The 24,614-nt window shown below is 69.4% G+C and carries 20 protein-coding genes and 1 pseudogene; 14 read left to right on the top strand and 7 right to left on the bottom strand.

Going from position 1 to position 24,614, the window contains the following annotated elements; all coding sequences use genetic code 11:
- Nucleotides 1-9: 9 nt before the first annotated feature.
- The gene (locus LDL21_RS06145) at nt 10-675 is read left to right on the top strand and encodes a response regulator (RefSeq protein WP_067493235.1); all 666 of its coding nucleotides are present in this window, start codon (nt 10-12) and stop codon (nt 673-675) included.
- Nucleotides 676-685: 10 nt separating this feature from the next.
- Here LDL21_RS06145 and LDL21_RS06150 read toward each other — a convergent pair whose 3' ends face one another.
- Nucleotides 686-1,582, bottom strand: coding sequence for a serine hydrolase (locus LDL21_RS06150; RefSeq protein WP_225279115.1), 897 nt, complete (start codon nt 1,580-1,582; stop codon nt 686-688).
- Between the two features lie 222 nt (nt 1,583-1,804).
- Between LDL21_RS06150 and LDL21_RS06155 the strand changes: the two are divergent.
- Nucleotides 1,805-2,359: pseudogene (locus LDL21_RS06155) on the top strand (serine/threonine-protein kinase); the annotation flags it as partial.
- A gap of 1,299 nt (nt 2,360-3,658) precedes the next feature.
- Here LDL21_RS06155 and LDL21_RS06160 read toward each other — a convergent pair.
- Entirely contained in the window at nt 3,659-3,985 is a 327-nt protein-coding gene (locus LDL21_RS06160; RefSeq protein WP_225279262.1) for a hypothetical protein, read from the bottom strand.
- Nucleotides 3,986-4,153: 168 nt separating this feature from the next.
- Here LDL21_RS06160 and LDL21_RS06165 point away from each other — a divergent pair, with 168 nt between their 5' ends.
- A complete protein-coding gene (locus LDL21_RS06165; RefSeq protein ID WP_225279263.1) occupies nt 4,154-4,828 on the top strand; it encodes a hypothetical protein in 675 nt (224 codons plus the stop codon).
- A gap of 2 nt (nt 4,829-4,830) precedes the next feature.
- Here the strand turns inward: LDL21_RS06165 and LDL21_RS06170 are convergent, their stop codons facing one another.
- The 3 genes from LDL21_RS06170 to LDL21_RS06180 are packed head-to-tail and all read right to left on the bottom strand — an operon-like array spanning nt 4,831 to nt 8,396.
- Nucleotides 4,831-7,320 carry an FtsX-like permease family protein gene (locus tag LDL21_RS06170; protein ID WP_225279116.1) on the bottom strand — a complete coding sequence of 830 codons (2,490 nt, stop codon included), beginning with the start codon at nt 7,318-7,320 and terminating at the stop codon, nt 4,831-4,833.
- Nucleotides 7,317-8,039 (bottom strand): ABC transporter ATP-binding protein, encoded by a 723-nt coding sequence (locus LDL21_RS06175; protein WP_225279117.1) that lies wholly within the window; start codon nt 8,037-8,039, stop codon nt 7,317-7,319. Before LDL21_RS06175 ends, LDL21_RS06170 begins: the two co-directional genes overlap by 4 nt.
- A gap of 33 nt (nt 8,040-8,072) precedes the next feature.
- Nucleotides 8,073-8,396, bottom strand: a complete 324-nt coding sequence (locus tag LDL21_RS06180) for a hypothetical protein (protein WP_225279118.1) — start codon at nt 8,394-8,396, stop codon at nt 8,073-8,075.
- A 156-nt stretch (nt 8,397-8,552) separates the two neighbouring features.
- Here LDL21_RS06180 and LDL21_RS06185 point away from each other — a divergent pair, with 156 nt between their 5' ends.
- The 9 genes from LDL21_RS06185 to gatB all read left to right on the top strand — a co-directional run bounded on the left by LDL21_RS06185 (nt 8,553) and on the right by gatB (nt 20,113).
- Nucleotides 8,553-9,851: a sensor histidine kinase gene (locus LDL21_RS06185; RefSeq protein WP_225279119.1), complete on the top strand. Its 1,299-nt coding sequence runs from the start codon at nt 8,553-8,555 to the stop codon at nt 9,849-9,851.
- On the top strand, nt 9,848-10,537 hold the full coding sequence (locus LDL21_RS06190; protein ID WP_174550293.1) for a response regulator: 690 nt from the start codon (nt 9,848-9,850) through the stop codon (nt 10,535-10,537). The genes LDL21_RS06185 and LDL21_RS06190 overlap by 4 nt, the downstream gene beginning before the upstream one ends.
- A 100-nt stretch (nt 10,538-10,637) precedes the next feature.
- Complete coding sequence (locus LDL21_RS06195; RefSeq protein WP_225279120.1) at nt 10,638-13,946, top strand: serine/threonine-protein kinase; 3,309 nt, start codon at nt 10,638-10,640, stop codon at nt 13,944-13,946.
- A gap of 68 nt (nt 13,947-14,014) precedes the next feature.
- A complete protein-coding gene (locus LDL21_RS06200) occupies nt 14,015-14,185 on the top strand; it encodes a hypothetical protein (protein WP_166655716.1) in 171 nt (56 codons plus the stop codon).
- A 72-nt stretch (nt 14,186-14,257) separates the two neighbouring features.
- Nucleotides 14,258-15,067, top strand: coding sequence for a formate dehydrogenase accessory sulfurtransferase FdhD (fdhD, locus tag LDL21_RS06205; protein ID WP_225279121.1), 810 nt, complete (start codon nt 14,258-14,260; stop codon nt 15,065-15,067).
- 109 nt (nt 15,068-15,176) lie between these two features.
- Complete coding sequence (locus tag LDL21_RS06210; RefSeq protein WP_225279122.1) at nt 15,177-16,064, top strand: LPS-assembly lipoprotein LptE; 888 nt, start codon at nt 15,177-15,179, stop codon at nt 16,062-16,064.
- A 28-nt stretch (nt 16,065-16,092) separates the two neighbouring features.
- Nucleotides 16,093-17,127, top strand: a complete 1,035-nt coding sequence (locus tag LDL21_RS06215) for an ATP-dependent 6-phosphofructokinase (RefSeq protein WP_067493464.1) — start codon at nt 16,093-16,095, stop codon at nt 17,125-17,127.
- Nucleotides 17,128-17,183: 56 nt separating this feature from the next.
- Nucleotides 17,184-18,563 (top strand): alpha/beta hydrolase family protein, encoded by a 1,380-nt coding sequence (locus LDL21_RS06220; RefSeq protein ID WP_181698405.1) that lies wholly within the window; start codon nt 17,184-17,186, stop codon nt 18,561-18,563.
- 44 nt (nt 18,564-18,607) lie between these two features.
- Complete coding sequence (gene gatB / locus LDL21_RS06225) at nt 18,608-20,113, top strand: Asp-tRNA(Asn)/Glu-tRNA(Gln) amidotransferase subunit GatB (RefSeq protein WP_181698406.1); 1,506 nt, start codon at nt 18,608-18,610, stop codon at nt 20,111-20,113.
- A gap of 126 nt (nt 20,114-20,239) precedes the next feature.
- On the opposite strand, the gene LDL21_RS06230 is transcribed toward gatB, so the two are convergent.
- Nucleotides 20,240-21,361, bottom strand: a complete 1,122-nt coding sequence (locus LDL21_RS06230; RefSeq protein ID WP_181698407.1) for a PQQ-dependent sugar dehydrogenase — start codon at nt 21,359-21,361, stop codon at nt 20,240-20,242.
- 90 nt (nt 21,362-21,451) lie between these two features.
- Between LDL21_RS06230 and LDL21_RS06235 the strand changes: the two genes are divergently transcribed.
- On the top strand, nt 21,452-22,297 hold the full coding sequence (locus LDL21_RS06235) for a DoxX family protein (protein WP_225279123.1): 846 nt from the start codon (nt 21,452-21,454) through the stop codon (nt 22,295-22,297).
- A 90-nt stretch (nt 22,298-22,387) separates the two neighbouring features.
- Here the strand turns inward: LDL21_RS06235 and LDL21_RS06240 are convergent, their stop codons facing one another.
- Nucleotides 22,388-22,921 (bottom strand): MarR family winged helix-turn-helix transcriptional regulator, encoded by a 534-nt coding sequence (locus LDL21_RS06240; RefSeq protein ID WP_225279124.1) that lies wholly within the window; start codon nt 22,919-22,921, stop codon nt 22,388-22,390.
- 70 nt (nt 22,922-22,991) lie between these two features.
- Between LDL21_RS06240 and LDL21_RS06245 the strand changes: the two genes are divergently transcribed.
- Entirely contained in the window at nt 22,992-24,611 is a 1,620-nt protein-coding gene (locus LDL21_RS06245) for an MFS transporter (RefSeq protein ID WP_225279125.1), read from the top strand.
- The last annotated feature ends 3 nt before the right edge of the window (nt 24,612-24,614 follow it).

Consider the following 24,614-nt stretch of genomic DNA (forward strand, 5'->3'; position numbering starts at 1 on the left):
GGTGGTCGCGTGGCTATTACCGTCTTGATCGCCGACGACCAGGCGATGGTCCGGCAGGGCTTCGGCGCCCTGCTCGGTGCCCAACCCGACATCAGCGTCGTCGGTGACGCACCCGACGGCAAAGTGGCGGTCGCCGAAGCCAAACGACTTCGCCCCGACGTGGTGCTGATGGACGTGCGCATGCCCGAGATGAACGGGCTCGACGCCGCCCGCGCCATCCTCGCGGCCGGTTTCGACCCGCCCGTGCGGGTCCTCATGCTCACGACCTTCGACATCGACGACTACGTGTACGAGGCACTGAGCCTGGGCGCCAGCGGCTTTCTGCTCAAGGACGCGCCCGCCGAGGAACTGGTGCGCGCGGTGCGGGTGGTCGCCGACGGACAAGCCCTGCTCGCACCGACGATCACCCGCCGCTTGATCGCGGACGTGACCCGGCGGCGCAACACCGTGCGCACCGCACCCTCGCCCGCCCTGTCGACGCTGACGCCGCGCGAACGCGAAGTGCTCGAACTGGTGGCCAAGGGCCTGTCCAACACCGAGATCGCGAGCGAACTGTTCGTGGCCGAGCAGACCGTGAAAACGCATGTGTCCAAAGTCTTTTCCAAGCTCGGCCTGCGCGACCGGGCTCAAGCGGTCGTCCTCGCCTATGAATCCGGTCTGGTCGTTCCCGGCTGAGCGGGCCCGCTCAGCGCGGGCACACTCCGCCCCGCAAGTCGGGCAGATGACGTGCCAGCAGCAGCGCCATCCGGTCGAGCAGGGCGGTGGTGTCCTCGAAGGTACCCGAATCCGCCTGTGCGGCAAGGGCGATCGCCAGCTGGCCGCTGCCGACGGGGATCAGCCCGAACTGGCGGACCGTGTACATGCCGGTGTCGTCGTCGGGGCCCCAGCCGCCCTTGAACTCCGCGTGGTCGAGCAGGCCGAGACCCCAGCCCTGCTCGGGGGTGATCTCGCCCATCAACCGCATCACGACCTCGGTGTCGGGCAGGCACGGCAGCTTGGAGGCGAATCGCACCTGGTTGGCCAGCGACCACTCGGTGACACCGAAGGCCGTGTAGTCGAGTTCGGTGCGCATCTCCGGCTTGTCGGCGTTCACCTCACCGGCCTCGTCGAGCACCTGCTGCACCGCCTCGGCGGCCGCCGTGCCGTCGCCGAGGGACTGCCACAGGCCGTAGGCGGCGTCGTTGTCCGACACCGTGATCGCGGCCTGCACCATCTCGAAGATGGACTGGTCGTGGTCGTGGCGCAGGGCGGCGACGGCGAGCGGGACCTTGATGGTGGACCAGGCGATGCCGGTGGTCCAGTCGCCGTAGATCGTCATCCGTCCGCCGCCGACCGGCATCAACGCCATTCCCACCTGGCCGGGCAGGGTCGCCTGCAGCTGGGTGAATTCGGCGGCGAGCGAGTCGGGCAGGATCACCGACTGGCCGGGACGCCAGGCTTCGCCCTCGTCGCGCTGGACCGTCGGTGCCGTTGCGGCGGTCGGGGTGCCGGGCACCGCGCACGAGGCGGACAGCGCCGCCGACACCAACAGCACACCGGACACGAGACCGCGACAGGCAGCCTTCACAGTAGAGCTAGCCACCTGAAAACCCTCCCCACCACCGGTTGCGCGGGGCGCTGTGCTCCGGCGGTGCAAACTACTCGTCTAGCGCGCCCGGACGATCTCGGGCGTATGCCAGTAAGTTTCGCATATGCCGGAGCGGTCGCGCTGTCCGGCGACGGGCGCTGAAAGGGGGTCGTGGTGCACGAGATCGGTGATGTGTTCGCCGGGTTCACCATCGAACGGATGCTCGGCCAGGGCGGTATGGGGACGGTGTATCTGGCGCGGCACCCGCGCCTGGACCGGTTGACCGCGTTGAAGCTGCTCAACCGGGATCTGTTCGCGGACGAACGGATTCGGGCCAGGTTCGAGCGGGAAGCGGATCTGGCCGCGGCGCTGGATCATCCCGGCATCGTCACCGTGTTCGATCGGGGCGCCGAGGACGAACAGCTGTGGATCAGCATGCAGTACGTCGACGGGATCGACGCCGCCACCGTCGATCCACGCACCCTGCCACCGCAGCGCGCGGTACAGATCATCGAAGGTGTCGCCGACGCACTGGATTACGCGCACGGGCACGGTGTGCTGCACCGGGACGTGAAACCGGCCAACATCCTGCTTGCACGATCCGGCGGTGGGCAGGGGGAGCGGGTGTTCCTCACCGACTTCGGCATCGCCCGCCTGCGCGCCGACTCCACCCACCTCACCCAGCAGGGCATGTTCACCGCCACCCTGGCCTACGCCTCGCCCGAACAGATGACCGGCGCCGAACTCGACCACCGCTCCGACCAGTACTCCCTGGCATGCACCCTGTACTGGCTGTTCACCGGCCTGGCGCCCTTCGACTCCCCCGACCCCAACGAGATCATCCGGGGCACTCTCTACGCACCCCCACCCCCGCTCGCCCTGCGCCGAACGGGCCTACCTCCCGCCATGGACGCGGTTCTCGCCGCCGCCATGGCCAAACATCCTGCGGCCCGGTATGAGTCGTGTACCGCGTTCGCCAAGGCGGCTCGCCGGGCGCTCACGTCGACCAAGCCGCCTGTTCTTCCCGCGTCGTACTCGCCGCAACCTGTCCCGGGACAGCCGTCATCCATGCCGGCCCCTGGCTATGCGCCACCATTACCCGTTGCTCCCCAACCGAATTGGCACCCGGCATCACCTCCAGCGGCTTCGGCCGGCCCGCCCGTCGGGCAGCCCTACGTCGGCCAACCGCCGGTGCAGCCGCCGCCGGTGCAGCCGCCTGTAGCTCCACCTCCGGTGCAGCAGGGTCCGGCCCCGCAGCCGTCGGCTCAGCCGCTCCCGCAGCAGCCTGGGGTGCAACAGCCGGTGCAGCAGCTCGTGCCCCAGGTACCGCCAGCGCAACCGCTCCCGCAGCCTCCGGTTCAGCAACCGGCCGCGCAGCAGCCTCCGGTTCAGCAACCTGTGGCTCAACCGCCGGCGCAGCAGGGTCCGGTCGCACAGCCTCTCTCGCACCAGCCTGTGGCTCAACCGCCTGTGCAGCACCCTTCGTCCCAGCAGCGCTCCGCGCAACAGCCGGGGGGTCAGCAGCCTTCGGCCCAACAACCACCGGCTCAATCGGACGGGCAGCAATCTCAGGTCGAGCAGTCACCGGCTCGACCGACGCGACAGCAGGCGGCGACGCCACCACAGGATCAGGTTGGAGACGCTGCAGCAGAAGGTTTCCCACCGGGCGGTGGAGTAGTCGCACCTGGCGCGCCCGCCGTAGAAGAGGTGTCGAGCACCGCCGCTACCGATGTGCTCGGAATGCCGAACCGCGATCTCTTGGACATCGAAAATGCTTCGGCGCGAACGACAGTCACTGCGATGCCTGGTGCGTCGGTGAACGGTCGGGACAGCGCAGAGGGAGGTACCGGTGGTGCCGTGAATGCGACTACCAGCGGTGCGGGACCGGGCTCGCCGACAACCGATTCTGTCCGCAAAAGTACCGCCAGTTCGGCTGTGGAAGCTGCCGAGCCGGCGGCCCCGCGCGCAGAGACTGCCTGGGGAGATGGATCGGCGGCGAGCGCGCGGCCGACGTCGACCGGAAGTGGAACCCCAGCGGTCGGCAGCGCGGAAGTCGGGAACGCACGCACGCACGTCGATATGCCTGACGGTTCAGCGGTTTCGGGTGCGGGGGAACACAACGCCGATGCCGAGTCGGACACCGATGGCGGCGCTGAACAACTGCCCGATCGGGGCGATTCCGTTGCGCCGGATCTGAAAGATGAGTCGGATCATGGTGCTTCCCCTGCCGACGACCCCGTAGCAGGTGCCGCGGCGGTGGACCGGCCGTTTGCGCTTGGCGGCGTGCCGGGGTCGGACGGTGGTGAGAACGTGGCGTCGCCCCTGGCTGCTGGGGAGGCGGCGCAGGGCGCAGAAGGCTCCGACGTCCCGGATTTCGGTGCGCACCGGGGTGGTTCGGGTGGCGGTGAGCGCGGGCACGATGTCGGGGCGGTGCCTTCGCAGGCCGCGGCCACACCGGTCGCGTCTGCAGGGACGCCGACGCAACCGCCAGGGGGAGGGCCGGGAATGGGTGGTCCTGGGCGGCCTCCGCAAGGGCGGCATCCTTGGCCGGTTCCCTATCGTCGGCAGTCGGCGGTGTCGCGGCCGGTGTCGGGGTTGCAGCGGCTCGGGTGGGTGGTGCTCGCGGCGCTGGTTGTCGTGTTGGTGACGGTGGTTCTGGCGCTGGTCGTGGTGGTTCTGCCGGATGGGGATGAGGACGAGGGGGCCATCGGCGCGGTGGTGACGGGGCCGTCGAGTGCCGTGGCGGAGGCGACCGATTCGTTCCTGGCGAGCAGGCGGGTGTTTCCGACGCTGGTTCCGCAGGGCGCGGGGATCGAGGGGCAGGGGTATCGCGGGGCGAATTGTGTCGGGGTTCGGCAGGTGAGTGAATTGGAGTGGAAAGAGCCTGCGCTGCAGTGGAACCCGATCAGCGCGGGGTGGCAGTGCGAGCGGGTGGACAACGGGCTCGGCGCGGTGAGCTATCTCGTCCTCGAATACGCGAACTCCGCGCAGGCCCGCTCCGCCATGGACGCATTCCCCGCTGCCGTCCGCTTCGGGGCGGAGAAGGACGGTGTGCCGGTGACGGTGCGGCGCTGGGTGGTTCCCGATCCGGCAACCAGCCGCGTCCAGACCGCGCACCAGGTGATCGGCTTCCCCGGCGACCCGGACCGCGACAACTATCTCGTCGTGGTGAGCCGCCGGGGCAGCAGCGGAACCGGCGGCGCACCGCGGCCCTCCGCCCAGGACGAGGTGATCGCCTGGTGGGCGGAGGTGCCGCTGTGACCTCAGTCGACGGCCAGCGCCGCGACGATCGGCATGCGCGACGCGCGCACCGCGGGCGGGATGGAGCCGAGTAGCGCCAACGCCAGCGCGACGATGCCGTAGACGACGAGCAGCGGGCTCGGCGCGTAGGTGATGTCGATGGTCATGGCGTGCCCGATCGCCACGGTGCCCAGGTACTGGACCGCCGCACCGGTGACCATGCCGATTGCCGCACCGACGATCCCGATCCCCGCCGCCTCGGCGAGGACCGAGCGCAACAGGAACTTGCGATTGGTGCCCATGGCGCGCAGCACACCCAGCTCACGGCGCCGTTCGAGCACCGAAAGCATCAGCGTGTTCAGCAAGGCCACGGTGGCCACCAGCACCACGATCCACAGGATCATGGTGCTCATCGCCGCACCCTGCTCCACGCTCGAGGAGATGGCCGCGACCATCGCGGCACCGGTGTCGACGTGGATCGGCTCGGGCACCACGGCCCGCACCGCCGCCTGCACCGCCGCCGGATCGGCACCCGGTTCGAAGCGCACCGCGAGCACCGTCTCGCCGGGCCGCTGATACCACTCCCGCATCTGGTCCAGGCTCATCATCACCACCCCGGAGATGGCCGTGAAGTACGGAATCACCTGCAGCACAGTGGATGTGCGCTGACCCGATGGCGTGGGCATGGTGATCTGGTCGCCGACCTCGAGGTCGAGCGACCGGGCCACGTCGCGGGTGACGACCACGCCTTCGCCGCGCGCCATCCGGTCGATGACGGCCGGGTCGACGGCGCCGAGCCTGCTGTCCTCGACCCGCGGCGGGTAACCCTGCAGCATCACCCGCCCGCTGCCGATGGTCGCGAACGCCATCTGCCCCGGGCTCACGTACTCGACTCCCGGCACGGCCGCGACCTTGTCCGACACGTCGCTGGGGAGCACGGGCCCCGTGGGGAACTGTTCGACCGGACTCGGACTCACGTACAGATCTGCTTCACCGAGACTCTGGAACGAGTCGGTCGCCGAATCGACCATGTTCTGCGACGCGCCACCGAGCGCGACGACCGCCGCCACTCCGATCGTCACCGTCATCGCCGTGGCCCACACGCGGCGCGGCGCACGTTCCAGCGTGGTCGCACCGAGCGCCCCGGGCGCACCGAACCAGCGGGCGATCGACCCGGCCGCCCGCACGATCGGCCCGGTCGCGGCGAAGCACAACACCACCGTCGCGGTGAACGACACGGTGATCGCCGCCAACGAGAGCCGGCCGAGGTCGATGTAGGCCAGCGCGACCGCCGCACCGATGAGACCGATACCGCCGACCAGCGCGGCCCACCGCAGCCCGCGCCCCGCGGCGGCGACATCGCCCGCCTCGACAGGGGCGAGCGCCTCGACCGGCGCGACCTGGTACACCTGCCTGGCCGCGATCGCCGCGGCCAGCACGGTCGCGACCACACACGCGGCGATCGCGACGGGCACCGCGTAGTTCGGGACGAGGAACTCGGTGCGCGCCTCCACCGACTGCACCATCGCGGCAGGCAACCGATCGATGGAGAACCGGCCCATCACGGCACCGATCGCCGAACCGATCGCACCACCGACGAGCCCGAGCACGGCCGCCTCCACGAGCAGATCACGCACCATCGGCCCACGTTGGCCACCGATCGCACGCAGCAACGACAGCATCGGCCTGCGTTGTGCCACAGCCATACTCATCGCGTTGTAGATCAGGAACGCCGCGACGATCAGCGCCGCCGCCGAGGACATCAGCGTCGAGTACCGCATGATCTGGATGGCGCCACCCGCCTGCGCCGTCCGCAGACTGGGTTCGGCGACCACGGCCCGCCCGTCGACCGCCGCGGTGAGCGCCGCGCGCAGCTCGGCGATATCGGTGCCGGGCTTCGCCATGATCTGCACCGAATCGAGCCTGCCGACCCGGTCGGTGAGGAACTGGGCCAGCGGCAGCGGCGCGGCGACGACGTGACCACCGTTGAGACGATCGGTGGCAGCCTCGTCGAGCACGGCGGCGACCGTGGCGGTGCCGCCGCCGATCGGAATCGAGTCGCCCTCACGGTAACCCGTCGCGGCACCGACCAATACGCCGCGCGGCGTGCTGACCAGCTTGGCGGTGTATTGCGACATGGGCCCGGTCAGATCGCTGCCGAGCGCGCTGATGTTCTGGTCGGCACCGATCAGCAGGGCCCGATCGGGACCCGCGCCGAGCGTGCTGCGCAGCATAGGAGCCGCCGTCGCCACGCCGGGTGTGGCCGAAATAGCAGGCAGCAGGGACTGTTCGAAGCCCGCGTCGGTGATCCCGGTGATCTCGAGGACCGCGTTGCCCGCCAGCCCCTTGGTGAGCCGGTCGACCGACCCGGTCACCGATCCGGAGATGCTCAGCACCGCGACGAGCAGTGCCGCCGACACCGCCATCACCGCGGTCGACATGACGGTGCGCCCAGGGTGCCGGATGAGGTCACCGATATTGAACAGCCGCAACCGATCCAGCGCCGCGATCATGCGCGCACCCGCGCCGGCACCTGGTCGTCGGCGCCGATCTGGCCGTCGCGCAAGGTGATCACGCGATCGCAGTAGGCCACCGCACCCATGTCGTGGGTGACCATCACCACCGAATTGCCCTGCGCGGTGATGTCACCGAGCAGGCCGAGGATCGACTCACCGGTCTTGGAGTCCAGGTTGCCCGTCGGTTCGTCGGCCAGGATCAGCGGCGGGTCCATGATGAGTGCGCGCGCCACCGCCACCCGCTGCATCTGCCCGCCCGAGAGCTCGGCGGGCCGGTGCTGCGCGCGATCACCGAGCCCGACGAGGTCGAGCAGTTCCAGCGCGCGCGGCTTGGCCTTGCGTAATCCGGTGCCGTCCAGCAGTTTCGGCACGGCCACGTTCTCCCAGGCGGACAGCGTGGGCAGCAGGTTGAAGAACTGGAAGACGAAGCCGACCTGCTCGAGCCGGAAGGCAGCCTGCCGGTCTTCGTCGAGATCGCCGATCTCGGTGCCGCGGAAGCGAATCGAACCCTCGTCGGGCCGGTCGAGTGCGCCGAGCAGATGCAGGAGGGTGGACTTGCCCGAACCGGACGGACCGATGATCGAGGTGAACTGTCCGGTCTCGATGCGCAAGCTCACGTCGTCGAGCGCGCGGACCTGCTGGTCACCTACGCGATACCGCTTGACGACGCCGGTCAATTCCAGCATCGGAGGTTGCGGTGTGCCGTTATCGGTCATGTGTTGTCCCCCAAGGGTATTCGGGTGGCGGTCTCAGCGCGCCAGGGCGCGGTCGCGGGTAGTCTGCCCGATCGCGGTGTGCGCGTCGAGAAGAGCACGCAGCGCCGGCTGTTCGGCCGCGAGCTCGAGATAGGCCTCGACCAGGGTTTTGCCGTCGAACTCGGCCTGCTCGACTTTGACGCGCAGGTGGTTGTCCCAGCGGTTCGCCAGCGCCCGGAGCAGGCCGTCGACGCCGCCGAAGAGGTGGTCCAGGTCCGGCAGACCGGCGAACATGTGTGGATCGTTCGGGTCGGTCTGCGCCCTGGCGAGGACGGTGTGCACGATGTCGGTGCGTTGATGCAGCTCGGTCCAGGTCATGAACTTCACCTTCCGTGAGCGGGTGCGGCCAACGCTACGGAGCGCGACGCGGCGATTCGTCGTGCCGGAGACGCGACTTCTTCTCCTACCCAGGTAGGAGACGCGGACCGTTCCCGGGACGATGTCGCGGCCTGCCCAGGCGGCTAGCCTGACAGGATGGAGGTGATCGACACCGTCGCGGCACGGCGGCCGAGGCCGACGGCCCGGCTGCGCGCGGTGGCGCACCGGTTCACCGAGTCCGTGCGGACGCGGCTCGCCTCGCTGCCCTACGACTATCCGCCCGCCCTGATCGTGTCGGCCGACGTGGCATTGCTCGCGGTCACCGGCGCCGCGATCATCCAGCGCCACGAGTACTTCCCGACCGTGCTGCCGCTGCTCGCCATGTTCGCGGCATTCCTGCCGGTCCCGCTGTACGCACTGTTCGATATCAAGCCCTATCCGGTCCTGCTCAAGTCCAGTGGACTGCTGGCCTGTGCGCTGTTCCTGCTGCAACCCGTCCCCGCCGACTTCGCCCCCTTCGTCCTCGTCGTCGTCGCGGGCGAGGTGGCCGCGGTGACGACCCGGGGCATGACGCTCGGATTCACCCTGCTCGCGATCGCCGAACTGATCGCCTTCGACCTGGCCGGACACCTGGAGTGGGGTGGCGAACGGCTGGAAGGCCTGCCGATGTACGTGCTCGGCATCGTGCTCGGCACCTTCGTCGGGATGATGCTGCAGTACCAGCGCCGGTTCCTGTACCAGGAACGCGAGAACCAGGCCATCCGCGCCGGTCAGGCCGCCGACGAGGAACGACGCAGAATCGCGCGCGAAGTCCACGATGTGATCGCGCATTCGCTCTCGATCACCCTGCTGCACCTCACCGCCGCCCGCCGCGCACTGCAAACCGACGAGGACGTCACCGAGGCGGTGGAGGCGCTCGTCGACGCGGAACGTCTCGGCCGCCAGGCCATGGCCGATATCCGTCGCACCGTCGGCATGCTCGACACCAGCCCCGCCCAGCCGAAGCCGGAACCCGGCGCCGCCGATATCGACGAACTGGTAGGCGACTTCCGGCGCGCGGGCCTCACCGTCGACTACCAGCGCACGGGCGACCTGGCGGTGGTCACCGGCGCGGTCGGCCACGCGCTGTACCGCATCGGACAGGAATCGCTGGCCAATGTCGCCAAACACGCACCGGGTGCCGCGGCGACGGTGCGGCTCGACGTGACACCGGAACTCGCCGCCCTCGAAGTGCGCAACGCCCTGCCTCTCGGCCCGCCACCACGCCTCGGCACCGGAATGGGCTTGCGCGGCATGTGCAAACGCACCGAACTGCTCGGCGGAACAATCAGGGCCGGAATCGACGACGACGGCTGGACCGTGCACGCCCAGTTTCCGCTGAAATCGGGCTCCTGCGGAACGCTGTCCACCATGCTGCCCGGCTTGCTCCGGCCGAAAACCCAGGAGGACCAGTGACGGCCGCCGCACCGATCGACAACCCCGTCTCCGTGCTCGTCGTCGACGACCAGGAACTGGTGCGCGGCGGACTGCGCCGCATCCTGCGCCGTCGCGACGGGTTCGTGGTCAGCGAATGCGCCGACGGTGACGAGGTGGCGGCCGCCGTCGCCGCCGAACGGCCCGACGTGGTGCTGATGGACCTGCGCATGAAACGGGTCGGCGGCATCGATGCGACTCGTTTGCTGCGCGCGCGATCCGACGCGCCACCGGTCCTCGTCCTCACCACCTTCGACGACGACCAACTGCTGTCGGGCGCCCTGCGCGCGGGCGCGGCGGGATTCCTGCTCAAGGACTCACCCGCCGAAGACCTCATCCGCGCCGTCCGTACCGTCGCGGCGGGCGGCGCCTGGCTCGATCCGTCGGTAACCGGTCGGGTGCTCACCGCCTACCGAACCGTGAAACACACCGGTACCCGCACCGACCGCCGCCTCGGCGACCTCACCGCCCGCGAGTACGAGGTGCTCGAACTGATCGGACGCGGCCGGGTCAACGGCGAGATCGCCACCGAACTCGGCATCTCGGAAGTAACTGTGAAAAGCCATGTCGGACACATATTCGGCAAGCTCGACCTGCGCGATCGCGCCGCCGCCATCGTGTTCGCGTTTGACCACGGCATAGTGACACCGGGAGAATCGTCGTTCTGAGACGCGGGTCCCACGGCCCGCAAGACGTGGGAGGCGGACGCCGGTGCAGGCACCTGGGTCACGAACGGGGAGCAGATTCGGCCCGTACGAGTTGCGGTCGATGCTGGGCAAAGGCGGCATGGGGGAGGTCTACGAGGCCTACGACACCGGCAAGGACCGAGTAGTCGCCCTGAAGTTGCTGGCCGCCGAACTCGCCCAGGACCCCGCCTACCAGGTCCGGTTCCGGCGCGAATCCCAGGCCGCGGCGAAACTGGCCGAACCGCACGTCATCCCGATCCACGACTGGGGCGTCATCGACGGGGTGCTGTTCATCGACATGCGGCTGGTGCCCGGCACCGACCTGCGGAGCGTGCTGCGCGCCGGGGGGCCGCTGCACCCGGAACGCGCGGTCGCCGTCGTCGAGCAGATCGCCGCCGCCCTCGACGCCGCGCACGCGGGCGGGCTCGTGCACCGTGACGTGAAACCGGCCAACATCCTCGTCACCCCCGCCGACTTCGCCTACCTCGCCGACTTCGGCATCGCCCACACCGAGGGCGACAGCGCGCTCACCCAGGCCGGGATGGCCATGGGCTCCTACATCTACATGGCGCCCGAACGGTTCGACGCCGCCCCCATCTCGCACCGCGCCGACATCTACTCGCTGGCCTGCGTGCTGCACGAATGCCTCACCGGCGCATCCCCTTTCCCGAGCGCGAGCATGAGCGTGCTCATCCGCTCCCACCTGACCGAGGAACCGCCGCGGCCGAGCACCGTGATCGCCGGATTGCCTGTGGCACTCGACGACGTCATCGCCGTCGGCATGGCGAAGGATCCCGCCGAGCGGTACCCGAGCGCCGGTGCGCTGGCACTGGCCGCCAGGCAGGCCTTGGCCAGCGCACCCGGATCAGCGCCGATCGTCGGCCGTGGGCCGGTCAATGCGCCCGGTCACGGCGTGCCCGCGGCGGCCGGATTCGGTAATGCCGCAGGCGGAATCATCGGTGGCGCCGCTGCGGCCGGGCACGGTGCCGGGTCGCGGGGCACCGATGCCGCCGCACGATCAGGCGCGGGCCGTGGCTCGAATGCGCCGCGCGAGCGGGACGACGAGGCGCAGGAGCAGCCCAAGCCGACGCCGACGGGGGAGTTCCGGGTGGTCGGCGCGGTGACCGCGACCGGCGGCATCGAGACCTCCCGCAGCCAGACCTCCGCGACCGGGGCCCAGCCGACGCTCATCATCCGCCCGCCCGAGGCACGCGCCGAAACCGCGGGCTTCCACCGGGTGCCCGTCGAAGGCAGCGGCGAGGTGTCCATTCCCGCCGTCATCCAGCCCACCGGCCCCACCGAAATCCATCCCGCCGACACCTATTTCGCGCCGCTCCCGGCCGACGACGCCACCCCCGAACCCGTCGTCCCCACACCGCCCCCGGCCTACACCCCCGACCAGGGCCTCCCACGGATGCGCCCGTTCCCCGACGCCCACCTCTACGGCGACAACCAAGCAGGCGAAACCTCCTCGCCCGTCCCGCAGGCCGCGAGGGGCTCGCACCCCGGCGGTCCCGCGTACGGCGGTCAACCGGGCGAAACCTCCTCGCCTGTCCCGCTCCCCGGCGCCGCGAGGGGCTCCCATCCCGGCGGTCCCGCGTACGGTGGCGGTCGGCCGGGCGAGACTTCGTCGCCGGTCCCGCAACCCGGCGCTTCTCATTCCGGTCCTGCTTACGGCGGCGGTCGTCCTGGTGAAACCTCTTCGCCTGTCCCGCAATTCGGTGGTCCCGGCGACGCCCAGCGCGGCCCGCTGGTGCCGCCGCGCAGTGCACCGACCCAGCGCTACTCCGGGGAGTACCCGGTGCCGGGTGGGCAGCCGCCCGCTGCTTTCGGTTCCCACCAGAGCCCGGGTGACCGTCCGGCTCCACCTGCCCGGCTGGTCTCCCCGCCGGTCCCGGGTGGCACCGGGCCGAGCCCGCTCCCCGGCACCGAACTCCCCGATCGCAACCCCGGCTTCGGCTCTCCCGCAGCCCCTTTCGGTGCCGAGAACGGCCCGGAACCACGTCCGGGTCAGCCGTACGGGCCGCGACCGGGCGACAGTTCGAACGCGCCCGCGACCCAGAAGTTCGACGCGGATCGATTCGGCCCTGCCGCCGGGCAATTCGACGACGAGCGATTCCCGGGGTCCGATCACGCACCGGATTCCCGGTCCGGTGGCGCGGCCAATCCGTTCGGTCCGTATGCGGCGGAGGCGAGTTCGGCGCACGGTGGTGATCGGTTCGGTCCGGACAGTGGTGACCGGTTCTCGCCCGACGACGACCCGGCTTCGGGAGTGCCGCGGCGTCCGGACGCCTTCGGTCCGCCGACCGAGCAGTACGACCCACGGTCCGCCGACGACCAGCGAAAAGACCGGCCCGGGGACCGTCGGGACCCGGCCCAGCCGGGCAGCGGCAACCACTTCGCCCCGCCCACCGAAGTATTCGGTCCGGAGCATCGGCGGTCGGCGCCCACTGAGCACTACGGCCAGAACGATCAATTCAGCCCGCCCACCGAACAATTCGACCCGGCGGACATCGGTGACCAGCGGTCCGCGCAGACCCGGCACTACCCGGACGCCCAACGCTCCGCGCCCACCGAGCACTACCCCGGTGGCCCGGAGGCGCGCCGCTCTGCTCCGACCGAGCACTACGGATTCGACGGGCCTGACTCACAGCGCTCTCAGCCGACCGAGCATTACGGCTTCGACGACCCGGATCCCCAGCGTTCCCAGCCCACCCACCAATACCGTGGTGGCGCGGCGCCCTTCGGTGCGCACAATGCCGTCGACCCGGCGAATCCGTACAACGAGCAGGCCGCCTACTCCCAGTACGACGACCAGCAGGCCTACGGCGACCACGCCTACCGCGACAACGACGGCCCCTACGGCCCCGAACCGGCTTATGTCCCGGAACCCACCTGGTCCCAACAGGACTCGAACCGTCGATCCATGCTGCTGCCGGTCCTCGTCGGCGTGCTCGCCGTCATCGTCGTCGCCATCGGCGGGGCGATCGGCTGGCGGCTGATGTCGGCCACCGACTCCAGTGACACCGCGGGCGCGCCGTCCACAGCGTTGGTACCCGCCGGACCCACCGGCACCACCGCGCCACGGGCGACCACCGCCGCACCGACCACCTCGGCCGGCCCGGTCACCCTGCCCGCGGGTGCGCAACCGTGCGAATCCGGCTCAGCCAGTGGCAGTTTCAGCAAGGCCGCAGTCGGCAACACCGTCACCAGCTGCCCGTTCGCACAGGCTGTCCGCGAGGCGTACGCGGGCGGTGGCAGCGCGAGCGGCGCCCGCGAGGTGGTGGCGACCAGCCCGGTGACCGGACGCACCTACACGATGACGTGCACGCCCGCGGGCAAGCTCGTCACCTGCACCGGTGGCGAGAACGCGGTCGTCTACGTGTACTGACGACCGGCTTCGCACCACGCCGCGCCGACCTGCGGACGCAGATATGCGAATCGTTGCATACTGTCGGTATGGCTGATGACGACCAGTGGTACTACTGCCTCAAGCATCACAAGGCCGAGCAGGGCAAGTCCTGCTGGTACGGCGATCGGATGGGGCCGTACCCGGACCAGGCGACGGCCGAGCGGGCGCTCGAGATCGCGCGGGCACGCAACAAGGCCGCCGACGACGAAGACGACTAGACCCGGCCGGTTCGCCTACCGTCGTTCCGGCGACGACGAGCACCACTCGTCACCGACTGATCGGCACACCTGATGAGCAGAGTCACCGCACGACGCAAGACCGTCCGGCTGTCACCGGCCGGGCGGGTCGAGCGCCCCGACACCCTCGCGGTCGAGGAGCCCCTCGAGATCAGGGTCGACGGGCAGTCGCTCTCGGTGACCATGCGGACACCGGGCAACGACATCGACCTGGTGCACGGGTTCCTGCTCGGTGAGAACATCATCGGCGCCGCCGACGACATCGTCACCGCCCGCTACTGCGCGGGCACCGACAGCGAGGGCCGCAACACCTACAACGTGCTCGACGTGCGACTGCGCGATCCCGTGCCGCTGCACCCGCGCAACCTCGTCACCACCGGCGGCTGCGGCCTGTGCGGCAAGAGCGCCCTCGACGAGGTGCGCACCCACACCCGCTTCCCGCTGCCGCCCGCGGTTCCGGCCATCGGCACCGAGGTGCTGACGCGGCTGCCCGGCCTGCTGCGCGAAGGTCAGAAACTCTTCGACGCCACCGGCGGCCTGCACGCGGCGGGCCTGTTCACCACCGACGGCACGCTGCTCGCCCTGCGCGAGGACATCGGCAGGCACAACGCCGTCGACAAGGTGATCGGCTGGGCGGTGCGGGAGAACCGGATCCCCGCGCACGACCTGGTGCTCGTGGTGAGCAGCCGGGCCTCGTTCGAACTGGTCCAGAAGGCCGTGATGGCGGGCATCCCGATTCTGGCCGCGGTATCGGCGCCGAGTGCCCTCGCCGTCGACCTCGCCGTGGAGTCCGGATCGACGTTGCTCGGATTCGTACGTGGCGAATCGATGAACATCTACTCGGGTGAAAACCGTGTGACCTGACGGTTTACGGACGAAGTGGGCGTTGGGCCATACAGCCCAGTACGGTGTCGGACACGGCTACCCAGCACCGAAAGCCCGGGGGAGTTCACAAACGAAAATGCTTCACATCATGACGAACAACCGACGCCACCCGATACGGGTGGCGCTGTCAGCACTGCTGGGCGTTGCCGTATTGGTCACCGCGGGCTGTGGTTCCGACAGCAGCCCCGCCGCACCGCAGGTCACCACGAAGAGCCCGGCCACCTTGCCGGGCGGTCCGGTGACAGCCGAGGTCTCCGTCGCGGTGCCAGGCAGCCTGGCCGCCGACTTCGCCGATCTGCAACGCGGGCTCCGCGGCAGCGTGGGAATGGCGATCATGCCGGTCGCCGGGACCAAGATGGTCACCTTCGGCGACTGGACGACCGGCCCCGCCTGGTCGACGATCAAGGTGCCGCTCGCCATCGCGGTCTCGCGTCGCAGCAGCGCCTACAACTCGTCGGTGAATGCCGCCATCACCGCCTCCGACAACGCCGCCGCCGATGCTCTGTGGTCGACCTTCGGCGACAACGCCGACGCGGCCGCCGCGGTGGAAGGGGTCCTGCGCGAGGGCGGCGACGCCACGACGACTGTGCCGACCGTGCGCACCCGCTCGGACGCCTCCATCTACGGCCAGGCCGAGTGGGCGCTGGCCGATCAGGTCCGGTTCGCCGCCCAGCTGCCCTGCCTGCCGCAGAGCGAGCGGGTGGTGGGTTTGATGCAGCAGATCGTGGTCAGCCACCGCTGGGGCCTCGGGGCATTCACCAGCGCCGAGTTCAAAGGCGGGTGGGGACCGGATACGTCCGGAAAATACCTGGTCCGCCAGTTCGGGCTGATCGATTCGCCCTCGGGCCGCATCGCGGTTGCCTTTGCCGCCAAACCCGATTCGGGCGCTTTCGCCGACGGTATGACCATGCTCGACAAGCTGGCGACCCTGCTCTCGGGTCACCTCGACGAGCTCGCCGGAGGCCACTGCCCCTGATCCGTCCCGGTGCGGCAAGATGAACGCCATGCGCATCGGAGTCTTGACCGGAGGCGGAGACTGTCCAGGGCTGAACGCGGTGATCCGGGCGGTGGTCCGAACCGCGAACGGCCGCTACGGCGACGCGATCGTCGGGTTCCAGGACGGTTGGCGAGGCCTACTCGAGGACCGCAAGATCCGCATCCACAACGACGACCGCACCGACCGGCTGCTCACCAAGGGCGGCACCATGCTCGGTACCGCCCGCACCAACCCCGACGTCCTGCGCGCCGGGTTGCCACGCATCCAGCAGACCCTCGACGACAACGGCATCGAGGCCCTGATCCCGATCGGTGGCGAAGGCACCCTCACCGCGGCCAGCTGGTTGGCCGAGGAGGGCGTGCCGGTGGTCGGCGTGCCCAAGACCATCGACAACGACATCGACTGCACCGATGTCACCTTCGGCCACGACACGGCGCTGTCGATCGCCACCGAGGCCATCGACCGCCTGCACACCACCGCCGAATCGCATCAGCGGGTGATGCTTGTCGAGGTGATGGGACGGCACGCGGGCTGGATCGCCCTGAACTCCGGCATCGCCGCGGGTGCGCACCTGACGCTGGTACCCGAGGAGCCCTTCGATGTCGCGCAGGTGTGCGCGATGATCAAGTCCCGCTTCCAGCGCGGCGAGAAGAGCTTCATCTGTGTCGTCGCCGAAGGCGCCCACCCCGCACCGGATTCCGGGTTCACGCTGCGGGAAGGCGGGATCGACGAATTCGGGCACGAACGGTTCACCGGTGTCGCCCAGCAGTTGGGGTCCGAGATCGAGCGCCGGATCGGCAAAGAAGTCCGCACCACCGTGCTCGGCCACGTCCAGCGCGGCGGCAGCCCCACACCCTACGACCGGATCCTGGCCACCCGCTTCGGCGTGCACGCGGCAGAGGCCGTGCATGCCGGACATTTCGGGATGATGGTCGCGCTGCACGGTACGACCATCGGTCTGGTCCCGCTGTCGGAGGCGACCAAGCAGCTCAAACGGGTTCCGGCCGAACGGCTCAGCGAAGCGCAGGCCTTTTTCGGCTGAGGCTGCCTGGCGAGGCGTTGCGTGGAGTTGTCGGTGGGCGTCGGTACCGTGGTTTCATGCGCACCGGTCGAGTGTTCGTTTCGGTTCTTGCAGTCCTCACCGCCCTCGTCGGCGGATGCTCCGGGTCCACATCGGATTCCGGGGAAACCACCGTGCACGGCAACTGGAACGGCGGGATCGAGGTGCCGGGGCAGACGATCCCGATCGGGGTGAGTTTCGCCGAAGACGGTTCGGCCACCCTCGACATCCCCATCCAGGGTCTGCGTGACGCGCCGCTGAAAGATGTTGTCGCCGAGCCGGATCGAGTCGAGTTCGCCCTCCCCGACGCGCCGGGCGACCCTCGGTTCCGCGGCAAGCTCGAGGGGGAGCAGATCACCGGTGACTGGTCGCAATCGGGCCAGTCGGCGCCACTCACGCTGCGGCGCGGCAAGATCGAGAACGTCGCCCGTCCGCAGGACCCGAAGCCACCGTTTCCCTACCGCAGCGAGGACGTCACCTATCGCAGCGGCGACATCACCATCGCGGGCACGCTGACCGAACCCGAAGGGCCAGGCCCGTTCCCGGCAGTGCTGATGATCACCGGCAGCGGCCCGCAGGACCGCAACGAGGAACTGCTCGGGCACCGCCCGTTCCTGGTGCTCGCCGACACCCTCACCCGCGCGGGCTACGCCGTGCTGCGCACCGACGACCGCGGCGTCGGCGGTACCGGCGGCAAACTCGACGACGCCACCTACGACACCCTCGCCGGTGATGCCGCGGCCGGTGCGGCGTTCCTGCGCGAGCGGCCCGAGATCGACGACGCGAAGGTCGGCCTGTTCGGCCACAGCGAGGGCGGTTACCTCGCACCGCTGGTCGCGGCTCGGCCCGGCAGCGATATCGCGTTCGCGATCCTGATGGCAGGTCCGTCGGTGCCCGGCGCCGACGTGCTGATCGAACAGAACAAGGTCATCATGGCCGCCTCGGGCGCGCCCCAGGACAAGATCGATCAGCAGGTCGACTACCTCACGAAGTGGACCGCGATGCTGCGCGCCGGTGACCTCGAGGGCGCCCAGGTGTACTCCCAGCAGCACAACGAGTCCTTACCCGAGAACGAGCGCGCACCGAAGGAAGCCGTCGACTCGTTCAACACCCCCTACATGACCTCGTTCATGACCTTCGACCCGCAGCCGTCACTGCGTGCGTTGCGCGTGCCGGTGCTCGCCTTCTTCGGCGGCAAGGACCTGCAGGTTCCCGCCGCCCAGAGCGAGGGGCCCATGCGCGAGGCGCTGGCGGGCGCGCCCGACCCGACGGTGCACACCTTCCCCGGCCTCAACCACCTGATGCAGCCCACCGAGACCGGCAACCCCAGCGAATACTCGAGCATCGAAACCACCGTCGATCCGGCCGTTCTCACCTACGTCACCGATTGGCTCACCCGCCGTGTCCCGCCGCGCTAGGACCACCGGCCGCCGCCGTGAGCGGCTTACATAGACTGCTAGGCATGAGCGCACCCACGGTCGAGTTGATGGATTACGCCGATGTCATCTCCCGGTACGAGCCGGTGCTCGGCATGGAGGTCCACGTCGAGTTGTCCACGGCGACCAAGATGTTCTGCGGTTGCCCCACCGAGTTCGGCGCCGAACCCAATACCCAGGTGTGCCCGGTGTGCCTCGGGCTCCCCGGCTCGCTGCCGGTCGTGAACGAGAAGGCCGTCGAGTCGGCCATCCGCATCGGCCTGGCGCTGAACTGTTCGATCACCCCGTGGGGCCGGTTCGCGCGCAAGAACTACTTCTACCCGGATCAGCCGAAGAACTACCAGATCAGCCAGTACGACGAGCCCATCGCCACCGAAGGTTTCCTCGACGTGGTGCTCGACGACGGCAGCACCTTCCGCGTCGACATCGAGCGCGCGCACATGGAGGAGGACACCGGCAAGTCGCTGCACGTGGGCGGTGCCACCGGCCGCATCCACGGCGCGAGCCACTCGCTGCTCGACTTCAACCGGGCGGGTGTGCCGCTGATCGAGATCGTCACCAAGCCGATCACCGGTGCGGGCGAACGCGCCCCCGAGGTGGCTCGCGCCTACGTCACCGCGCTGCGCGAGGTGCTGCGTTCGCTCAACGTGTCCGACGTGAAGATGGAGCAGGGCTCGCTGCGCTGCGACGCCAACGTGTCGCTGATGGCGATCGGTGCCAAGGAATTCGGCACCCGCACCGAGACCAAGAACGTGAACTCGCTCAAGAGCGTCGAGGTCGCGGTGCGCTACGAGATGCGCCGTCAGGCCGCCGTGCTCACCGCGGGCGGGGAGATCGTGCAGGAGACCCGCCACTTCAACGAGGCCGACGGGTCAACGTCGGCGGGTCGCCGCAAGGAAACCGCCGAGGACTACCGCTACTTCCCCGAACCCGACCTCGAGCCCGTCGCCCCGGCCGCCGAGTGGATCGAGGAACTGCGCGCCACCATCCCCGAGTACCCGTGGCTGGTCCGCGCGCGCATCCAGGCCGATTGGGGCCTGTCCGACGAGGTGATGCGCGACCTGGTGAATGCCGGTGCGCTCGACCTGATCATCGCCACCGTCGAGGCTGGTGCCCCGGCCAACGAGGCGCGCTCGTGGTGGGTCGCCTACCTCACCGAGAAGGCGAAGGAACGCGAGGTCGCCCTCGCCGATCTGCCGATCACCCCGGCCCAGGTGGCCGCTGTGATCGCCCTGGTCGAGGCCAAGACGGTGAACAACAAGGTCGCCAAGCAGGTCGTCGACTTCGTGCTGGCCGGCGAGGGCGAACCGGCCCAGATCGTCGAGGCCAAGGGCCTCGGCATGGTCAGCGACGACACCGCCCTGCAGGCCGAGGTCGAAAAGGCCCTCGCCGCCAACCCCGATATCGCCGACAAGATCCGCTCGGGCAAGGTCCAGGCGGCGGGCAAGATCGTCGGCGACGTCATGAAGGCCACCCGTGGCCAGGCCGACGCCGCCAAGGTCCGCGAACTGGTCCTCGCCGCCTGCAGCTGAAAACCGCGGTAGCCCAACTACTCTCACCGTCCAGGTGAGAGGGTTGGGCGCCCTGCCGTCGACCGGGCGCGTGTGTCGCCAGGGCGTGCGGCGTTCGGCGGCACGCCCCGTCGGCTGCGGAACGCTTTAGTCCGGGCCGCCCGCACCGCCCTGCGGCGGTGGGATGCGTACCACGCGATCATCGAATTCGCCCGGGGTGCCGTCGGTTTTGTTGACCGTGCTCACCCACACGCTGCCGTCGGCACCGGCGGTGGCGCCGAGTAGCTTGCCGTACTTGTCCTGGGCGATCAGGGTGGGTGCGGTGGTGACCGCGAAGGTGCTCGGATCGGCGGTGACGGCGGCGAGTGCTTTGCCCTCGGTGAGGGCGACGGCCACGCCGTCGGTGGTCGCCGCGCACCCGCCGACGCCGGGCCGGTCGGGCCAGGTCCACGACACGGTGACGGTGCCGTCGGTGCCGAGATGCTGCAGGCGGTCCTCGGCGGCGGTGCGGTCGGTGACCCACATGCCGTCCTTGCCGTCACGACACAGGTCACCGGCGCTGCCGATGCCCGAGGCGACCACTTGCGGAGTGTTCGCGCCCGAGGACGGTGAGTCCAACCGCAACAGTTTCCCCCCGAGCGAGCCGGGGTCGGCCGCGGCGCCGGGGTTGCCCGCGTCACCGGTGAGGACCAGCAGCTGGTTCGGTGTCGCCCATTCCAGCGCGCCGCGATTACCGGTGGCGCCCTTGGGGATTCCGGTGAGAATCTCCTTCGGCGCGCCGTCGCGGGACAGGCGGACCACCCGGTTGTCGCTGCCGGTGGTGATGTAGGCGTACATCAGCCCGTCCTCGGAGAAGGTGGGCGACAAGGTGATATCGGAGATGCCACCGTCGCCCGACCCGTCGACGGGCAGCACCGCGACCTCCTCCGGCGGCGGCTGCGGAGTGCTCGCGTCGACCGGCGTCACCGACAGGATGCGACCGGTGCGGCGCTCGGCGACCAGCGCGCTGTCACCCACCGCGATCAGCCCGGCGGCCGAATCGAGGCAGGTGCCGATGACATTGGGATCGGGGTCGATACACGGTCCGGTCGGGCGCGGCGCCTGCGAGGGCGAGTCCTGTGGCGGCTTCGGTTCCGCGTTGGCACCGCCGATCGACGGCTCGGTGGTGAACGGGCTCGACGCCGACTCGTCGAAACGGGCACACCCGGCGACCAGAATCGTGCCGAGCGCCAACCCGACTGCCACGCGGCCCGCGAATACCGAACTCATGGTGCAGACGTTACCGGCAGTCGAGCGGGGCTGACACGCCTGATGCGGCGAAGGGCGGCGCACCGCGAGCCCACGTCCTAAGGTGAGACCGTGACCGACAAGTCGAACGACACTTCCCCCGACGACGCGACGGCGCGGGCCGGAGAGGCCGTATCCGCGGCGGGTCGGCCGGTGACCAGCCCCTACGATTCGCCGACCACGCAGATGCGCAAGCCCGACCCCAAGGACGTGCCGCGCACCGACGAGGACCTCGGCCTGGATCCCGGCGACGAGGTCCCCACCGCGAGCAGCGCCAAGACCGGCGCCGACCGCGACGACGACTACGGCTACGCGACGATCCCACCTGCGACGGCCGCATCGGCGGAATCGGTTCGCCTGCAGCGCCGTAACCGCGAGGCCCGGCGCGGCACCCTCGACTTCGGCTTGTTCGTGCTGCGCCTGGTGGTCGGCGGCACCTTCATCTACCACGGTCTGCAGAAGCTGACCGGCTGGTTCCACGGTCCCGGCATCGACGGAACCAAGGACATGATGGCCGGTGGCGGCTGGGACCACCCGTCGCTGGCCACCGCCCTGGTGATCGCCGGTGAACTCGGCGGCGGTGTGCTGCTTGTCCTCGGCCTGGCCACCCCGCTCGCCGCGGGCGCCGTCCTCGCGACCATCTCGAACGCCTGGATGTCGAAGCAGGGCATGATCCCTGGTTTCCAGTACAACGCGGCGACCAAGTCCGGCGTCGAGATAGACACCATCCTCGCGGGCGCCGCTCTCGCGATCATCCTCACCGGCCCGGGGCGCTGGTCTCTCGACCGCACCCGGGGTTGGGCCACCCGCCCGGCCTACGGTTCGTTCGTGGTGGTCCTACTGGCCATCGCCGCCGCCATCGGCACCTACTGGTTCCTCCACGGCGGCAACCCCTTGAAGGGCATCGGCCCCTTCTGAGCTGATACCCCTCGCTGGTCCGCCTCTCCGGCGAATTCGATCCGGACTCAGGTCTGATTCGGTACGCGGTCGGCGGGAGATGCGTGGGAGTCAGCCGGTACCCGGTGAGTTACCCATGTCCTTTCCTGGAGGCGGCGGAGCGGGTTCGGACAGGTGGGCGGTCATGGTGGCGTGGATGTCGGCCAGGAAAGCCTCGAATCGGCGCAGGTCTTCGGGGGAGTACTTTCCCATGACCGATTCTTCGACCTTCGTTCCCAGCGGGCCGAAGAAGTCGTTGGCGAGGGCGTGGATGCGTGGGGTGCTGCGCAGCGTGATGACGCGGCGGTCGTCGTGTTCGCGGCTGCGGACGATGTGACCGGCTTGTTCGAGCCGGTTCAGCAGCGCGGTGGTCGCGCTGTTGGACAACGAGATCCGCTCACTGAGGCGCGCCGGTGACAACGTGCTGCCACGTTCCTCGGCGCTGAGGATTTCGATCAAGGCCTCGGCGTCGGTGGAGTGCAACCCGAGCCAGCCGGCGAAGCGGCGGGTGAACTCGCGATAGTTCGCACCGTACGCTCGCATGCCCTCGTGGATCCGTTCGTACCGGCCGTACGCCTCCGACTGGCTCATGGGTTCCTTTCGCATCGTTTGACATCCTATTGCCCAGAATCTACTTTGATGATGGAAATATTCCATCATGGAAATAGGAGTGACGATGAGTCAGGATTCGTCCGTTCGCCGATGGCTCGGCTTGATCGCCATCGCCCTCGGCGTGGCGTTGATCGTGGTCGACACCACGATCGTGAACGTGATCATCCCGTCGATCATCGAAGACCTGCGGACGGGTTCTGCCGAGGCGCAATGGATTCAGGAGTCCTACGCGATCGTCTTCGCGGCGCTGTTGCTGGTGGTGGGCCGGGTCGCCGACATCGTCGGTGCGCGCAGGATGTTCGTCACCGGTGTGGTGGTGTTCGGTGCGACGAGCATCCTGGCCGGGCTCGCACCGGACGGCGGCCTGCTTGTCGTCGCCCGGTTCCTGCAGGGTGCGGGCGCGGCGATGATCCTGCCCACCTCGCTGGCCCTGCTCAACGCCACCTTCACCGGTAAAGCACGTGGTCAGGCGTTCGCCGTCTGGGGTTCCACGATCGGTGCGGCGGCGGCACTCGGCCCGCTGCTCGGCGGGTGGCTGGCCGAACACGCCTCGTGGCGTTGGGCATTCGGCATCAACGTGCCGCTGGCCGTGCTGATCGTGGTCGGTGTGCTGACGTGTATCGCGCCGTCGCCGAAGGTGGCGGGCCGCCTCGATGTGTTCGGCTCCCTGCTGTCGGTGCTCGGGCTCGGGTTGCTCGCCTTCGGTCTCGTCGAAGGCCGCACCTACGGGTGGATCAGCACCGTGCAGCAGATGGAGATCGGCGGATTCAGCTGGGGCAGCGGTCCTTCGCCCGTTCTGGTCGCACTTGTGCTCAGTGCGCTCGCGCTGGGTGGGTTCGTGGTGCGACAGGTGCTGCTGCGTCGCACCGGCAATGCCGACAAGGCCTTGATGGACCTGAGCCTGTTCTCGCTCGCCTCGTTCCGCAACGGCAATATCGCCACCCTGATCATCGGTCTCGGCGAGTTCGGCATCGTCGCCGTGCTGCCGCTGTGGATGCAATTCACCCTCGGCTACAGCGCGCTGCAAGCCGGACTCGCCCTGGTGCCGATCGCCATCGGCAGCTTCGTCGCCAGCGGCGTGAGCTTCGGCATGGCCGGGTCGGCGTCACCGCTGAACCTGGTCCGGCTCGGCCTCGGACTCGAGGTGGTCGGGCTGGCCGCGCTCGGTTTCTTCGCCGCTACCGACAGTTCGTGGTGGTCGGTCGCGCTGGTGCTGTTCCTGTACGGCATCGGCGTCGGTTTCGCGACGGCCCAGGTGACCAATGTGGTCCTGGCCGACATTCCCGAAGCCGACAATGGTCAGGCCTCCGGCATCCAGAGCGCCTTCCGTCAACTCGGCTCCGCCCTCGGCATCGCCCTGCTGACCACGGTCTTCTTCACCACCCTGAGCGCGCGGGTCGACGACGACCTCACCGCAACCGGCGTGCCCGCGACCGAAGCTCAGCAGTACGCCCACGCCGTCACCGGCAGCGCGGGCGCGGCCATCGAAGGCTTCGCCGCCCAACCGGATACACAGCAGGTGGCCGAAGTCGGTCGCACCGCGATGACCTCGGGCGTGCACACCGGCGCCTACCTCGCGGCGGGCTTCATCCTGCTCGGCCTGGTTGCCACCGCCCTGATCCCCGCCCGAACCGGCCGCGACGACGAGTCACCGACGCAACCGAAACAACCCGCCCTCGCCTAGGAT

The sequence above is a fragment of the Nocardia rosealba genome (assembly GCF_020216065.1).
Taxonomy (GTDB): domain Bacteria; phylum Actinomycetota; class Actinomycetes; order Mycobacteriales; family Mycobacteriaceae; genus Nocardia; species Nocardia rosealba.